The following is a 14,540-nucleotide window of genomic DNA, read 5'->3' as shown; positions in this document are numbered from 1 at the left end:
CATGCGACAGCTGAGGCGCGGCGCGCCCTTGGGCTGGCTGCTCGCCCTGCTGCTGCCGCTGCTCGTCTCCGGCGGGTTGAGCGGGGGCGGCGCCACCGTCCTCCTGCGGCACACCACCGTCACCCAGTCCTCCGGCGAGCACCAGCGGTTCTCTCGCCCGGCCTCCGACAGCGGGCACAGGAACGCCCTCGTCACCGGCCTCTCCGCCACCGGGATCGGCCTGGGGGGCGGGGGCGGCCACCCGCTCGCGACCCCGCCGGCGGACCCGCGGCACCTCTTCCTCTCCACCGGCCGGGACTCGCGCCCGGACCGCGACGACGACACCCGCCCGCTCGCGGCCCTGCTCGTCAGGCCGGGGCGCGCGCCGCCCGCCTCCACCACCGGCTGAACCGTCCCGGAGCCGCTCCGGGCCTTCGCCGTACCGGAAAACGCCTTTCCCGTGTCTGAGAGCCGTCGCGCCGGAAAGCCGTCGCGCCGGGTCCTCCGTCAGACCCGAGGACAGTTCCCCAGCCTGTGGAGGCTCCCATGTCGCGTGCCCCGGTGGTACGCGCGGTGGCGGCGTTCGCCGTCATCGCCACCTCGCTGTTCATCGCCCTGACCATGTCGCCGCGCCTCGGCCTCGACCTTCGTGGCGGCACCCAGCTCGTACTGGAGACCAGAGACTCACCGACCGTCAAGGCCGACGCCGCGGCCACCGACCGCACCCTCGAGGTGCTCCGCCGCCGGGCCGACGGCCTGGGCGTGGCCGACGCCCCGCTGGCCCGCTCGGGCGAGCGGCGCATCATCGTGGAACTGCCCGGCGTGCAGGATCCGACCAAGGCCGCCGAGGTCATCGGCAAGACCGCGCAGCTCACCTTCCACCCGGTCCTCGGCGTCCCCGACCCGGCGACCGGCACCAAGCCGGGGAAGGGCGAGCAGATCCTGCCCGACGAGAGCGGCGGCTCGCTGCACATCGGACCGGCCGCCCTCACCGGTGAGGGCGTCAGCGGCGCCGAGGCGGGGATCGACGCCCAGCAGGGCAGCGGCTGGTTCGTCACCGTCGACTTCCGCGACAGCGGCCGGGCGGAGTGGGCCAAGCTGACCGGCCAGGCCGCCTGCAACCAGCCGAACGACCCCAAACGGCGGGTCGCCATCGTGCTCGACTCCAAGGTGATCGTCTCACCCCAGGTGAACGAGGACGTGGCCTGCAACGTCGGCCTGCCCGGCGGCTCCACCCAGATCACCGGCACCTTCACCTCGGAGGAGGCCGCCGACCTGGCCCTGCTGATCAAGGGCGGCTCGCTGCCGGTACCCGTCGAGATCGTCGAGCAGCGGACCGTGGGCCCGACGCTCGGCGCCGCCGCGATCACGGCCAGCGCCTGGGCCGCGGTGATCGGCATCGCGCTCACCGCGCTGTTCATCGTCGTGACCTACCGGCTGGTGGGCCTCATCGCCGCCTTCGCCCTGGCCTGCTACGCGCTGATCTCGTACGCGGCGCTGGTGGGGCTCGGCGCCACGCTCACCCTGCCGGGACTGGCCGGCTTCGTCCTGGCGATCGGCATGGCGGTCGACGCCAACGTGCTGGTCTTCGAACGGGCGCGGGAGGAGTACGCGGCGGAGCCGGGGTTGCGGGGCGCGCTGGAGAAGGGCTTCCGCAACGCGTGGAGCGCGGTGGCCGACTCCAACATCACCACGCTGCTCGCCGCCGGGCTGCTGTTCTTCCTGGCGTCCGGACCGGTACGCGGCTTCGGCGTCACGCTGAGCATCGGTGTGATCGCCTCGCTGATCACCGCGATGGTCATCACGCGCGTCCTCGCCCAGTGGGCGGTGAGCCTCCAGGCCGTCTCCTCGCGGCCCAGGCTGACCGGCCTGTCCGACATCGGGCGCGTCCGCACCTGGCTGAACGCGCGCAAGCCCGACCTGATGAGCCGCCGCGCGGTGTATTTCCTGGTCACCTGCGTGCTGGTGGCCGCGTCCGTGGCGGGGGTCGCGGTGCGCGGGCTCGACTTCGGTGTGGAGTTCACCGGAGGCAGGCTCGTGGAGTACTCCACGAGCACCCCGATGACCGCCGACGCCGCCCGCCGGCTCGTCAGCGACGCCGGATTCCCCAACGCGGTGGTGCAGTCCTCCGGCGAGGACATCTCCGTACGGACCGGTCAGATCAGTCCCGCCGACGTGGTGCGGATCGAGAGCGCGCTGGAGAGCGGGGGCGCGTCGGTCACCAAGGAGCGCGACGAGCTCGTCGGGCCGAGCCTCGGGGACGAGCTGCGCCGCAACGCGCTGATCGCGCTCGGGGTCGCGCTCGCCGCGCAGCTCGCCTATCTCGCCTTCCGGTTCCGCTGGACGTTCGGACTGGCGGCGGTACTGGCCCTGGTGGCCGACGCGGCGATCGTGGTCGGCGCGTTCGCGTGGCTGGGCAAGCCGGTGGACGGGGTGTTCCTGGCCGCGATGCTCACCGTGATCGGCTACTCGGTCAACGACAAGGTCGTGGTCTTCGACCGGGTCCGCGAGCTGTGGGGTGCGCGGCCGAAGGCCCCGTTCGCCGAGGTGACGAACACCGCGATCCTGCAGACCATCCCCCGCACGGTCAACACCGGCCTGGGCGCGCTGTTCATCCTGGCCGCGCTGGCGGTGCTCGGCGGTGACTCGCTGACCGACTTCGCGGTGGCGCTGCTGATCGGGATCGTCGTCGGCACGCTCTCCTCCGCGCTGGTCGCGGGGCCGCTCGCGATCGAGCTGGAGCGGAGCAAGCCCACCGGGCCGCCCCGGCCCAAGCGGAAGGGACCGGCCCCGGCCCGCCAGGGCTCGGGCGCGGTGGTCTGACCGCCTCCGCTTTTCCCACTAATCCTACAAATGATGGGTGAATTTATGCACAAAACTATTGCCATCTGCGACTAAAGGCAGAACTCCTCGGCTGGCAAGGGTCCTCGACAGGGGCACAACACTGTTGCGAGATCTTCGGCCGTTGAAGCAGAACGGTCACGAAAACGGGGAGAAAGCATGAGCCACGCGGTCAAGATGAGCCCTCAGATGCAGAAGAGCATCGATGCGTGCATGGAGAGCCACAGCCGTTGCGAGCAGACCATGACCTACTGCCTCATGCAGGGGGGCCAGCATGCCGACATGGCGATGATGGGCCCGCTCATGGACTGCGCCGACATGACCCGCATGTGCGCGGACATGATGATGCGCCAGTCGCCGATGGCGATGGAGATGGCCGCGATGTGCGCGAAGGTGGCGACCAAGTGCGCCGAGGCGTGCATGTCCGTGGGCAACGACTCCATGATGAAGGAGTGCGCCAACGCGTGCCGGATGTGCGCCGAGGCCTGCCAGGCCATGGTCGGCGCACGAGCCTGAACGACCGTCCGGCAGGTCTTCGCCGGGCCGTCCACGTCGGCAGAGGGATGACGTGACGGGACGCGGGGAGACATGGCGGAACAGCGGGTGAAAGGGGCGCCGCCGATCCGATCGGCGGCGCCCCCGTCATGACCGGAACGATGGGAATCCTCCGCTTTCAGCAGGAGACCGCGCCTCGAATCCCGCTAGTGTGCTTGGCGTCTGATTTCCCTGCTGCCGAAGGCGGATGCAATCGTGGCGGACGACTACGCGACGACTTTCAAGATCGTTGATGTTGACGGTGACGGCCTCATCTCGATCCCCGAACTGACGAGGCTCATGGAGGTGCTCGGCCAGCCGATCACCCCGGAGGCGGCCGCGGCGGCCGTCGCCAGGATCGACCAGGACGGCGACGGCCTCATCTCCCTGGAGGAGTTCGCCGGATACCTCGCCCAGACCCGGGCGGGCTGACCTCCCAGCCCCGATCCGGACGCCCCGGGCCGGGCCGGCCCCACCTTCCAGCCCCGATCCGGACACCGCAGGCCGGGCCGGCCCCACCCTCCGGCACCGATCCGGACACCGCGGGCCGGGCCGGCCCGATCCTCCGGCACCGACCTGGTGGCATGTTGACGCGCCATTGACCGCACAATAACTTTGGGTAGTCATATGAGCGCACAGCGTAGCGAAGGCTCGGATTGACGTGTGAACGCCGATGTTCCCGAACGGTCGTCGCACGCCGATCCCTTTCCAGAAGGTGATCTCGCGTCTCGCGCGTGAGGTCGTCCGGTCGCCACGATCCGCGCTTCCGCTCGCTTCCCGTCATGTCCCGGCCGGAAGGCGGTCCGGCGGCTTTCGCCTGACCGCCTCGGGAGCCGGCCTGCTCGGGAAGCCTCACAGAGGAAGAGGGCAGAACGATGAGGAGCGCATTCAGCGGCCGCGCCGGGAGCGCGCCGCATGACTCGCGTGGTGCCCGGCATCCGGTGACCGTCATGGCCGAGCAGATGACCGATGTCTTCCTCGACCTCGGCTACCGTGTCGCCGAGGGGCCCGAGGTCGAGGCCGAGTGGTTCAGCTTCGACGCCCTCAACATGGACGACCGCCACCCCTCCCGCGCTCCCGAACGCACCTTCTACGTCGAGCACCCCTCGATCCCCGGCCGGAGGTCGGGTCTCGTGCTGCGCACGCACACCTCACCGGTGCAGGTCAGGGTGATGCTCGACACGCCCCCTCCCCTGCGGATGGTCTGCACGGGCCGCGCCTTCCGTCCCGACCCTGCCGACGCCACCCACAGCCCGGTGTTCCACCAGGTCGAGGGTCTCGCCGTCGACCTGGGCCTCACCATGGTCGACCTGAAGAAGACCCTCGACCACTTCGCCACCTCCGTGTTCGGCAGGGGCACGGTGACCCGGCTCCGCACCCACCGCTTCGCCTACACCGACCCGTCGGCGGAGGTGGACGTGGAGTGCACGGTCTGCCGTGGCACCGGCGCGGAGGATCCCGCCCGGGCCTCTCGGGAAAGCGGCGCCGGAGACGTTCCCGCGGACCCGTGCGGGACCTGCGGCGGCGAGGGATGGATCGAGTGGGGCGGGTGCGGCATGGTCCACCCCCGGGTGCTGGCCGCCTGCGGCGTCGATCCGCACAGATACGGCGCCTTCGCCTTCGGCATGGGCGTCGAGCGAACGCTGATGCTGCGGCACGGGCTGAAGGACATGCGCGACGTCGTCGACGGCGACATCCGCTTCCCCCTCGGGATGGACGAGTTCGCCCCCGGCAGACCGCGGCCCCGGCCCCTTCCCCGGGCCACACCCCCGACGCGGGCCGTGCCGGCCGCGCGGGCCGTGCCCGACATGGAGACCATCCCGCTGGCACGCGGCCACGGTGCCAGGGCCGCGCGGAGACGGGAGGCCGGCGGAGGGCTCACCCGGTCACAGAACCTGCGGCGGCGGATCGGGCACGCGCTGGCGGGAGCGGGATACGTCGAGACGCCGTGTTTTCCCTTCGTCTGCGACGCCGCGTGGGACGCCTTCGGCCTGGCGCCCGACGACCCGCGTCGTGCCGCGCTGACGCTCACGAACCCGATCAGCCCGCGCGAGCCGTCCCTGCGCACCACGCTTCTCCCCGGCCTGCTGGCCGCGCTGGGTCTCAACCTCACCCGGGGAAACCACGCCCCGGCGCTCTTCGAGCAGGGGACGGTCTTCGTGCCGCCCGCGAGCGGCGACCTCCCGCCCGCCCCCCGGGCGGACCGCCGCCCCACCGACGACCAGCTCGACGCGCTGAACACCGCCATCCCCGCCCAGCCCCGCCACCTCGCCGCCGCCCTGACCGGCGAGTCGTCATGGGCCCGCGCGGTCGACGCCGCGCGTACGGCGGCGCACGTCATGGGAGCCGGGCTGGTCACCCGGCCCACCGAGTACGCGCCCTGGCTGCCTGGACGCTGCCTGGAACTGCTCGTCGGCGAGGCCGTGCTGGGCCACGCGGGCGAGTTGCGCGCCGGGACGGTTCAGGCGCTGGGCCTGCCCCCGAGGACGAGCGCCATGGAGATCGACCTCACCGCGATGGAGCACCTCACCGACCTCGGGAGCAGGTGACTCCCGAGGCGGCCCGCCGGCGGGGGCGTCAGACGGTCGTGAGATAGATCTGGCCGAAGACCTCGGAGAGCTTCTTGAGGTCGGTGGTCACGTCCGTCTCGGGACTGGCCGGGTTGTAGACGCCGGCCAGGCGGCGCTGGATCGGGAGGAGCTTCTTCAGCTGCTCCCAGGCGGTCAGCCGGCTCACCGCGCCCTGGGCGTTCTGGACGCTGGTCCACACGTTCACCTGCTGGGCGCCGCCGTCCTTGACGGGCGCCGACAGCCGGGAGGCGATCTTGGCGTCGGTCACCTGGCCGACGAGCCCGGTCTCCTCGGCGGCGATCTGGGCCAGGACGTCCCACGAACGGGCGCGGACCTGGATCCACTGGTTGAGGTGGGCCTGCTCGGCGTTGATCTTCCAGGCGTCGTAGCCGCCGTACAGCAGGCCGCTGTCCAGGGAGAGCTGGTCGACGCGGCCCGTGATCAGGGGAGACTCGACCTTCTCGGGAGCGAGCAGCGGGTACCGCTTGCGCATCTCGACCTTGCAGGTGTCGTTCGCGCCGCAGGCGAGCTCGGGCACCACCGTGTGGATGCCCAGCCGCTTGCCGGGCGCGGCCTGGCGGAGGGCGTCGGAGGCCGCGGTGACGAACGCGGTGATCTCCGCGTCGGTCTTGAACGTGGTGTTGTAGCCCAGCTGGGAGGTGAACCGGATGCCCGCCACCTCCGGGCGCGCGGCCAGCGCGCCGATGCGCTTGACGGCGGCGGTGAAGGTCTCGGTGCCGGCCTTCCAGTCGTCGGCCAGCTCGGTGTCGATCCAGACCCTCAGCTGCACGGCCTTCGCCGCGGTGATCGCCTGACCGGCGGGAGTCTGCGCCGCGGCCGCGGCCGCGGGGTCCTGAGCGCCCGTGGGGGTGGTGGTCGGCGCCGGCGTGGAGGCGCCGGTCCGCTCGGCCCCGGAGACCGTGCCGTCACCGCCCTCGCCGTGCCCGTCGACCGAGCACTGCTGGCCGGCCTCGCAGTCGGGCGCGCCGCCGTCCCCGGCCCCCTCGGGGAAGGGGGAATTCTCGTCGCCCTCGGCACCGCCGCCGGGCGGCTCCGGGCAGACCGATCCGGGGGCCGAGCAGTCGAGGAACTTGCCGTCGCTCGGGGTGGCTCCCTTGAGGTTGGCGTTGTCGTCGGCCCCCCAGAACAGCGCGACCCCGAGGGCCTCCTCCGGCGTGGCCAGCCAGGTGCACACGACGTAGGCCGGGGTGTCGGCACCCATCAGGTCGTTACAGCTGCGGGGATCGTCCTCCGAGTACGCGGCCCCGGGTGTCATGACACCGACGAGCGCGAGCGCGGCGCCCATGGCGAGAGCCCGGCGCAGAGTAAGTCGCATGTCCTGAACTCCCCGGAAAGCTGGTCAAAACGATCGATCCGCACTTTACCCAGATCACGATGGACTCGACAGTCCCAGTCAAGGAATCCTCAGCATTCTGATATCTCCCGCCATGTCCTGGCGTCTCCCGTCGAACCCGTACCGGCCATCGCCCTTCACACCATCGCCGTGCCACGGCGAGCCCGCCCGGCTCCGGGCGGCGGATAGTACCCGGGTGAGGGCGCCGGGGCATTGCTGCTGGCGGTAATGCCGCAGGCCCCGCTGGCATGAAGGACCAAACGGAGGCTGCCAGCGCAGACGACGGGCGGCGGAGACGACATCATGATTCGGTGAACAACTGTCCAGAGGCGGGAGGGCTCCCCCCGGCCATCGAACCGCCGTCGAGAAATCCCATCGCCGGCGGCGGAAGCGCGCCGATCGACGTACCTCGAAACGAATCCTCATGTCGCCGCGCGCCAAGGATCTGAGCAACGGGTTCCACGGTCTTCCCAGGGCGGACGAGATCATGCATCTCGCCCTGGCCACCGGCAACCTGCTGGACCGGCTGGAGAGCGCCAGAAGCCGGGTCGACCAGTCGCTGATCCAGCAGCGGCGATTCGTGTCCGACGCCTCCCACGAGCTGTTCACCCCGATCGCCGGGCTCAGAACGCTCCTGGAAGAGGCACGGCTGCACCCCGACGAGACGGATCTGGACGAACTCCTGGCGGACGCGCTGGAGGGCGTCGGCCGGCTCCAGACGATCGTCACCGACCTGCTGGTGCTGGCGAAGGTGGGTGCGCACACTCCTGACGCGTTCGTCAACGTGGACCTGGGGGAGATGGTCCGTGCCGCGATCTCGCGGCGCGAGAACGGTGTCCCCGTACGGCTCCGGCTCGCCCCCGGGGTGCGGGCGAACGTCATCGACGCGGAGATCACCCGCCTCCTCGCCAATCTTCTGGACAACGCCCAGCGCCACGCCAGGCACGCGGTGCTGGTCGAGGTGTGCCGGAACGGCCGGTACGGCGAGCTGGCCGTCACCGACGACGGTGACGGCATCGCCGCCGCCGACCGGGCGAGGATCTTCGAGCGGTTCACCCGGCTGGACACCGCCCGCTGCCGTAACCGAGGGGGTACCGGCCTCGGCCTCACGATCGCCCGTGACATCGCCGAGTCCCACCGGGGGACCATCGACGTGGAGGACTCCAGCACCGGTGGCGCGCGGTTCGTCCTCCGCCTCCCCCTCGCCGACCGCGAGATGTCAGATCACTCCTGATATCGGCGACATCAGGAGTGATCAGAAGAAACCGCCACAATCGGTGTCATCACAATGGGTATCACCACGGAGAGCGACGTCCCCTCCTCCGTGGAGCTCGCGACCCGCAGCCTGCCGCCGAGCGTCTCGGCGCGGTCCTTGAGCCCGATGAGCCCCGACCCCTTGCCGTAGTCGGCTCCTCCGCACCCGTCGTCGCGGATCGAGAGCCGGACGGACGCCCCGGCCATGCCCAGGGTGACGTACGCCACGGAGGCGTTCGCGTGCTTCGCCACGTTGGTCAGCGCTTCCGCGGCCGTGTAATAGAGGGCCACCTCGACGGGCTCCGGCAGAGGCGGGACGGATTCCAGTTCGAGTTCGACGGGAAGGGCGGAGCGGCGGGCGAGCGCCTTCAGCGCGGGGACGAGCCCGCCCTTCGAGAGGATCGCCGGGTGGATGCCCCGTGAGAGCTCCTGCAGATCGTTCACGACCCCGGTCAGCCCCTCGACCGCCCGGGACAGCTGTTCCCTGAGTTCGGTCATCGGCGGTGGCACGCCGTCTTCCACGGCGCGTAGTTCCAGCCCGAGCGAGACCAGGCGCTGCTGGGCTCCGTCGTGCAGGTCGCGCTCGATGCGCCGGCGGGTCTCGTCGGCCGCGGCGACGACGCGGGCGCGGGAGGAGGCGAGATCGGCACGGGCCTGGGCGTTGGAGATGGCGGTCGCGACCAGCTCGGTGAAGTCCATTATGCGTTCCTCCACCCCTTCGAACCTCGGCTCCCGGGCGCTGGAGAAGACGAGCATCACACCCCACAGGCATCCGTCGACGATGATGGGAGAACCGACGGTGGAGGTGACTCCCATCTTCCGGACCCATGTCGCGATCTTTCCGCCGCGTTCGTAGCTTCCCTTTCGCGTCAGACGCCCGGTCTTCAGCACGGTGGCCGAGACGCTCACCTCGTTGAGCGGCCACCGCGAGCCGAGGGGCAGCACCTTCTCCGTGCCGTCCTGCCAGCTCCACGAGCCCAGCACCGTCACGTGGCCGGGGTCGTAGCGGTTGATCGCCACGTGATCCGCCTTCATGAGGGAGCCCATCTCGAAGGCGACCGCGTTGAACAGCTCCGCCGAGGAGATGCCCCGCGCCACGAGGGTCGCGACCCGCCGCAACGCCGCCTGCTCCTGCGCGATCCGGTGGATCTCGTCACGGCTCGACGCCAGGACCGTCTCGGTGTTCTCGCGATCATGGGCCGCCGTCAGCAGCGTCTCCAGGGACGGCACCATCCGCTCACGCAGACGCCTCCGTACGAGTTCGGGCACGCCGACGGGCAGGACCAGCGTGCCGACCCTGACGCCGTTCTCCACGAGCGGCAGCGCCTCCGCGTGCTCTTCCCCGGGGAGCTCCTCGAGCCGGATCTCCAGGTTCGGTGCCTCCATGGCCCGTGCCAGCAGACGCGAGGCCGGTTGCAGCGCGGCTTTCAGGTCCTTCGTGCGCAACAGGACGTGGGCCAGTTGCGCGGTGAGATCCACTTCGTGCCGGCGGTTCTCCGCCTGGATGTTCAGCGAGCGCACCAGCGCCGCGATCGAGCTGATCGCGAACCCCACGAGAAGGAAGATCGGGATCGGGGTCCACAGCCCGCGCGTCCCGTACGAGAAGCTCCACTCTGGCGGGAGGTTGAAGTAGTTGAAGGCGACGGCGCTGCCCGCCAGGGTCGCCAGTCCCAGGCCCAGTCCCCACTGGATCGAGATCAGCAGAACACCGAGCAGATAGATCCCTCCGAGGAAGTCGCCCGACATCACGCGCTCCAGGAAAAGGGACAGCATGGCTTCCGCCGCGATACACAGAGCGCCGCAGATGATCCCCAACCAGAGGGGCGGCCGCTTTGTGCGCAGCAATAACGACAAAAGCCGTTCGCGCATGAAGACTAAGATACTCGCATGTCAGGAAGGGGTTTGGCGGCTGTTTCCCGACCGCACTCCGCACGTACGGCCGCCCGAACCTCCGAGATGTCATTCTTTTAACTCCGCACGACCATTTGTTTAATCAAAATTGGGAGAGAAGTGCATGACGAAAGGGCTGGAGCCGTGGGTGCGGACCGGATACGAATAGCGCTGGCGGACGACGACGTGCTTTTCCGCGAGGGAGTCGCGAGCCTCATGTCGCGGTCGGGCTTCGAGGTCGTCGGCCAGGCCGGGGACGCGACGGAGATCCTCGCCCTCGTCCGGCTGCACCGGCCCCATCTCGTCATTCTCGACATCCGGATGCCCCCGGCCCACTCCAACGAGGGCATCGAGGCGGCGCGGGTGATCCGCGAGGAGTTCCCCGAGGTGGGGATCCTGCTGCTGTCGGCGCACATCGAGGTGGAGGAGGCGATGGAACTGCTCGCCACGGGGCATCGGGTCGGCTACCTGCTCAAGAGCCGGGTGACCGGTGTGGACGACTTCGTGGAGACGCTCGAGCGCATCGTCCAGGGCGGCTCGGTCGTCGACCCGAGTCTCGTGAGGGAACTGATCAGGGCCCACCGCAGGAACGATCCGCTGGCACTTCTCACGGCACGCGAGCAGGAGGTGCTGGCCCTGATGGCCGAGGGGCGCTCCAACTCCGGCATAGCGCACAAGCTATGGATCACCGAGGGCACGGTCGAGAAGCACGTGCACAGCATCCTGTCCAGGATGCGGATACCGGGGACGGAGGACGACCATCGCCGCGTCCTCGCCGTGCTGACCTTCCTCGACGCCCGCTGAGCCCCCCGGGTCCGCCGGAGGGCGCGGGGGACGGCGGCGAGATCGGGACATGTCTCCGGCCGGTGGGCGTTCCGGGGCGGCGCGCGATAATCGGGACATGCTTCCAGCCCAGCGGGCGTCCTAGATGCCGGCCGAATCCTCGCAGACCCTGCAGCGCGGCCTGCGGCTGCTGCGCCTGCTCGCCGACGGGCGGCGGGGCCGCACCCCCACGGAGCTGGCGGCGGAGCTGGAGCTGAGCCGCCCCGCGGTGTACCGGCTGCTCACCACCCTCCAGAGCGAGGGCTTCGTCCGCCGGGACGGCGACGGGCGGGTCCACCTGGGCTTCGGGGTCCTCGTCCTGGCCCGGGCCGTGCAGCCGCTGCTGCGGGAGGGCGCCCTGCCCACCCTGCGCAGGCTGGCGGAGGAGGTCGGGGCGACCGCGCACCTGACGGTGGCCGAGGGCGACGACGGCCTGGCCGTGGCGGTGGTCGAACCCTCCTGGACGAACATGCACGTCGCCTACCGCGAGGGCTCCCGCCACCCGCTGGAACGGGGCGCCGCCGGACTGGCCATCCTCGCCCTGCGCGCGGGGCGTACCGGCTATCTGGTCTCCGAGGGCCAGCTCCAGGAGGGGGCCAGAGGCGTCGCCGCCCCCGTGCCCGGCCTGCCCTGGCTGGAGGCGTCGGTGGGCGTGGTCACCTTCACCGCGCTCGACCCGGACGCCGTGGGCCCCCGGGTCGCCGCGGCCGCGGCGGAGCTGTCCGGCTCGCTGACCTGACGACTCCCTCATCGCGAACCACTAAATAACCAGACAAATCCGCCCAAGAACGGCGCGGAACCGGCAAGATGGCAATACTAAGGATCTTCACTCTCCGGCGCCAGAGAAAGAGCACCCCGTGCCCGACGAGCCCTCCCCGCACACTCCCACTCCGATCGACTCCAGCGTGGCCCACTCGGCCCGGATCTGGAACTACTGGCTCGGCGGCAAGGACAACTACGCCGTCGACCGGGAAATCGGCGACCAGTTCGTCGGGATTTTTCCGGACATCGTGGATATTGCCCGCTCGTCCAGGGCGTTCCTCTCCCGCGCCGTCCGGTACATGGCCGGCGAGGGCGGGATCCGCCAGTTCCTCGACATCGGCACCGGGCTGCCCACCGTCGACAACACCCACCAGGTCGCCCAGCAGGTGGCCCCCGACGCGCGCGTCGTCTACGTCGACAACGACCCCATGGTGCTGACGCACGCCCGCGCCCTGCTGACCGGCACCCCCGAGGGCGCGACCGAGTACATCGACTCCGACGTGCGCGACCCCGACGCGATCCTGGAGGCCGCCAAGGCCACCCTGGACCTCGACAGGCCCGTCGGGCTCATGCTGATGAACATCCTGGGTCACCTCACCGACATCGACGAGGGACGGAGGATCACGCGCCGGCTGCTGGCCGCCCTGCCCTCCGGCAGCTACCTGGCGGTCGCCGACGGCACCAACGTGATCCGCGGCGCGGAGTTCGAGAAGGCCATCGCCATCTGGAACGAGGCCGGCTCGGTCCCGTACACCCTCCGCAGCCCCGAACAGATCGCGAGCTACTTCGAGGGCCTGGAACTGGTGGAACCCGGCGTGGTCTCGTGCCCGCTCTGGCGTCCCGGGCCGTCGGTCGTCGGCGGCAACCGAGAGGTGGACGAGTTCTGCGCCGTGGGCCGCAAGCCCTGACCCTCGGCGGCCCTCGGCGGCCCTCGGCGCGGCACCCCCGCGCCGGGTTCCGGCGAGCCCGCCGGTAGGGTGAACGCTGGTGCGCCGGGAAGTCTGGTCGGCAGTGTCCGACCCGACCCCCGAAGTGGAGCACCCATGAGCGGCACCTCACCCGGCACGCCTCGCCTGTTCAGCCGGGGTTCGTGGGACGAGGCCCGCCGCGTCGCGGACATCCTGCGCGGGGAGACCGTCGGCGGGGCGCTGCTGCTGGCCGGCGCGGTGGCGGCGATGATCTGGGCGAACTCCCCGTGGTCGGGGGTCTACGAGTCGCTACGCGCGGTCAGGGTCGGCCCCGCGGCCCTGCACCTGGATCTGTCCCTCGCGGCCTGGGCCTCCGACGGGTTGCTGGCGATCTTCTTCTTCGTGGCCGGGCTGGAGCTCAAACGCGAGTTCGTCGCCGGCGACCTGCGCCAGGCGCGGCGGGCCGCGGTGCCGATCGCGGCCGCGTTCGGCGGTGTGATCGTCCCGGCCGTGCTGTATCTGCTCGTCACCCTCTCCAGCGGCGCCGGCGGCGCGGCGCGGGGCTGGGCGATCCCGACGGCCACCGACATCGCGTTCGCGCTGGCCGTGCTCGCGGTCATCGGCCGGTACCTGCCCGCGGCGCTGCGCACCTTCCTGCTCACCCTGGCCGTGGTCGACGACCTGCTGGCCATCGTCATCATCGCGATCTTCTACACCGAGCGCCTGTCGCCGCTCCCGCTGCTGGGCACCCTGGTGCCGCTGGCGGTCTTCGCCCTGCTGGTGCGACGCCGGGTGCGCGCCTGGTGGCTGCTGCTGCCGCTGGCCGCCGCGACCTGGGCGCTGATGCACGCCTCGGGCGTGCACGCCACCGTCGCCGGGGTGCTGCTGGCCTTCACGGTGCCGGTCGTCCGCAGCGAGCGGGCCGGCGACCCGGACGCCGGGCCGGGCCTGGCCGAGCACTTCGAGCACCGCCTGCGACCGCTCTCGGCCGGGGTGGCCGTGCCGGTGTTCGCGTTCTTCTCCGCCGGGGTGGCCCTGGGCGGGATGAGCGGCCTGGCCACCGCCCTGACCGACCCGATCGCGGTGGGCGTCGTCATCGGGCTCGTGGTCGGCAAGCCCGTCGGGATCATGGCCGCGACCTGGCTGGTGTCCCGCTTCACCCGCGCCGACCTGGACGAGAACCTGGCCTGGGTCGACGTGGGCGGGCTGTCGGTGCTGGCCGGGATCGGGTTCACCGTCTCCCTGCTCATCGGGGAACTGGCCTTCGGGGCCGGCAGCGAGCGCGACGCCCACGTCAAGGTGGCGGTCCTGACGGGCTCCCTGGTCGCGGCCCTGGCGGCGGCGCTCGTCCTCCGGCTGCGCAATCGTGTCTACCGGCGCATCCACGAGGCCGAGACCGCCGACCGTGACCACGACGGCATCCCCGACGTCTACCAGGAGCGTCCCTGAGCGCGCTCAGGGGGGCGGTTCCAGGAACTCGAGGCGGTCGCCGTGGGGGTCCTCGCCGTGGAAGCGGCGCGTCTTCGCCCGAACCTCCGCGGAAGCCCCTGGACGACGTTTGACATCTCCCCGCCCCTGACAGATGGTTGTTCGTATAAAGGACGTATGCGTCCGATAAACGGACAG

General features: G+C 70.9%; 12 protein-coding genes and 1 pseudogene. 11 read left to right on the top strand and 2 right to left on the bottom strand.

All coding sequences use genetic code 11. The features are described from left to right. Position 1 precedes the first annotated feature (1 nt). From AB0F88_RS39170 to AB0F88_RS39145, 6 genes and pseudogenes are all read left to right on the top strand, one after another. Complete coding sequence (locus tag AB0F88_RS39170) at positions 2–388, top strand: hypothetical protein (protein WP_362696209.1); 387 nt, start codon at positions 2–4, stop codon at positions 386–388. A 137-nt stretch (positions 389–525) separates the two neighbouring features. Then, positions 526–2,802, top strand: coding sequence for a protein translocase subunit SecD (gene secD / locus AB0F88_RS39165; protein ID WP_362696207.1), 2,277 nt, complete (start codon positions 526–528; stop codon positions 2,800–2,802). 207 nt (positions 2,803–3,009) lie between these two features. After that, positions 3,010–3,336, top strand: coding sequence for a four-helix bundle copper-binding protein (locus tag AB0F88_RS39160; RefSeq protein ID WP_362696205.1), 327 nt, complete (start codon positions 3,010–3,012; stop codon positions 3,334–3,336). A 234-nt stretch (positions 3,337–3,570) separates the two neighbouring features. Further along, complete coding sequence (locus AB0F88_RS39155) at positions 3,571–3,786, top strand: EF-hand domain-containing protein (protein WP_350969734.1); 216 nt, start codon at positions 3,571–3,573, stop codon at positions 3,784–3,786. 494 nt (positions 3,787–4,280) lie between these two features. After that, a pseudogene (locus tag AB0F88_RS39150) lies at positions 4,281–5,057 on the top strand (phenylalanine--tRNA ligase subunit alpha); the annotation flags it as partial. 9 nt (positions 5,058–5,066) lie between these two features. Further along, positions 5,067–5,903, top strand: a complete 837-nt coding sequence (locus AB0F88_RS39145) for a hypothetical protein (RefSeq protein ID WP_362696382.1) — start codon at positions 5,067–5,069, stop codon at positions 5,901–5,903. A 28-nt stretch (positions 5,904–5,931) separates the two neighbouring features. Here the strand turns inward: AB0F88_RS39145 and AB0F88_RS39140 are convergent, their stop codons facing one another. Then, on the bottom strand, positions 5,932–7,260 hold the full coding sequence (locus tag AB0F88_RS39140; RefSeq protein WP_362696203.1) for a hypothetical protein: 1,329 nt from the start codon (positions 7,258–7,260) through the stop codon (positions 5,932–5,934). A gap of 442 nt (positions 7,261–7,702) precedes the next feature. Here AB0F88_RS39140 and AB0F88_RS39135 point away from each other — a divergent pair, with 442 nt between their 5' ends. Continuing rightward, positions 7,703–8,512, top strand: a complete 810-nt coding sequence (locus tag AB0F88_RS39135; RefSeq protein WP_362696201.1) for a HAMP domain-containing sensor histidine kinase — start codon at positions 7,703–7,705, stop codon at positions 8,510–8,512. 11 nt (positions 8,513–8,523) lie between these two features. On the opposite strand, the gene AB0F88_RS39130 is transcribed toward AB0F88_RS39135, so the two are convergent. Beyond that, positions 8,524–10,401, bottom strand: coding sequence for a DUF4118 domain-containing protein (locus AB0F88_RS39130; RefSeq protein ID WP_362696199.1), 1,878 nt, complete (start codon positions 10,399–10,401; stop codon positions 8,524–8,526). 141 nt (positions 10,402–10,542) lie between these two features. Here AB0F88_RS39130 and AB0F88_RS39125 point away from each other — a divergent pair, with 141 nt between their 5' ends. The 4 genes from AB0F88_RS39125 (at position 10,543) to nhaA (ending at position 14,363) form a co-directional block, all read left to right on the top strand. Next, entirely contained in the window at positions 10,543–11,226 is a 684-nt protein-coding gene (locus tag AB0F88_RS39125; RefSeq protein WP_362696197.1) for a response regulator transcription factor, read from the top strand. 124 nt (positions 11,227–11,350) lie between these two features. After that, positions 11,351–11,983, top strand: a complete 633-nt coding sequence (locus AB0F88_RS39120; RefSeq protein WP_362696195.1) for a helix-turn-helix domain-containing protein — start codon at positions 11,351–11,353, stop codon at positions 11,981–11,983. Positions 11,984–12,101: 118 nt separating this feature from the next. After that, positions 12,102–12,914: an SAM-dependent methyltransferase gene (locus tag AB0F88_RS39115; protein WP_362696193.1), complete on the top strand. Its 813-nt coding sequence runs from the start codon at positions 12,102–12,104 to the stop codon at positions 12,912–12,914. Between the two features lie 135 nt (positions 12,915–13,049). Continuing rightward, entirely contained in the window at positions 13,050–14,363 is a 1,314-nt protein-coding gene (gene nhaA, locus AB0F88_RS39110) for a Na+/H+ antiporter NhaA (RefSeq protein ID WP_362696191.1), read from the top strand. Positions 14,364–14,540 lie beyond the last annotated feature (177 nt).

Origin of the sequence: Streptosporangium sp. NPDC023963, assembly GCF_040639135.1 — a bacterium.
Lineage (GTDB): Bacteria > Actinomycetota > Actinomycetes > Streptosporangiales > Streptosporangiaceae > Streptosporangium.
The sequence above is the reverse complement of the archived record's forward strand: the minus strand, read 5'-3'. Positions and strand labels throughout refer to the sequence as shown.

Bases quoted from the DNA above. Each gene is read 5' to 3' on its own strand.
- AB0F88_RS39170 (WP_362696209.1), top strand. From the start codon at position 2: ATGCGACAGCTGAGGCGCGGCGCGCCCTTGGGCTGGCTGCTCGCCCTG.
- secD (WP_362696207.1), top strand. From the start codon at position 526: ATGTCGCGTGCCCCGGTGGTACGCGCGGTGGCGGCGTTCGCCGTCATC.
- AB0F88_RS39160 (WP_362696205.1), top strand. From the start codon at position 3,010: ATGCAGAAGAGCATCGATGCGTGCATGGAGAGCCACAGCCGTTGCGAG.
- AB0F88_RS39145 (WP_362696382.1), top strand. From the start codon at position 5,067: ATGGACGAGTTCGCCCCCGGCAGACCGCGGCCCCGGCCCCTTCCCCGG.
- AB0F88_RS39140 (WP_362696203.1), bottom strand. From the start codon at position 7,260: ATGCGACTTACTCTGCGCCGGGCTCTCGCCATGGGCGCCGCGCTCGCG.
- AB0F88_RS39135 (WP_362696201.1), top strand. From the start codon at position 7,703: ATGTCGCCGCGCGCCAAGGATCTGAGCAACGGGTTCCACGGTCTTCCC.
- AB0F88_RS39130 (WP_362696199.1), bottom strand. From the start codon at position 10,401: ATGCGCGAACGGCTTTTGTCGTTATTGCTGCGCACAAAGCGGCCGCCC.
- AB0F88_RS39120 (WP_362696195.1), top strand. From the start codon at position 11,351: ATGCCGGCCGAATCCTCGCAGACCCTGCAGCGCGGCCTGCGGCTGCTG.
- nhaA (WP_362696191.1), top strand. From the start codon at position 13,050: ATGAGCGGCACCTCACCCGGCACGCCTCGCCTGTTCAGCCGGGGTTCG.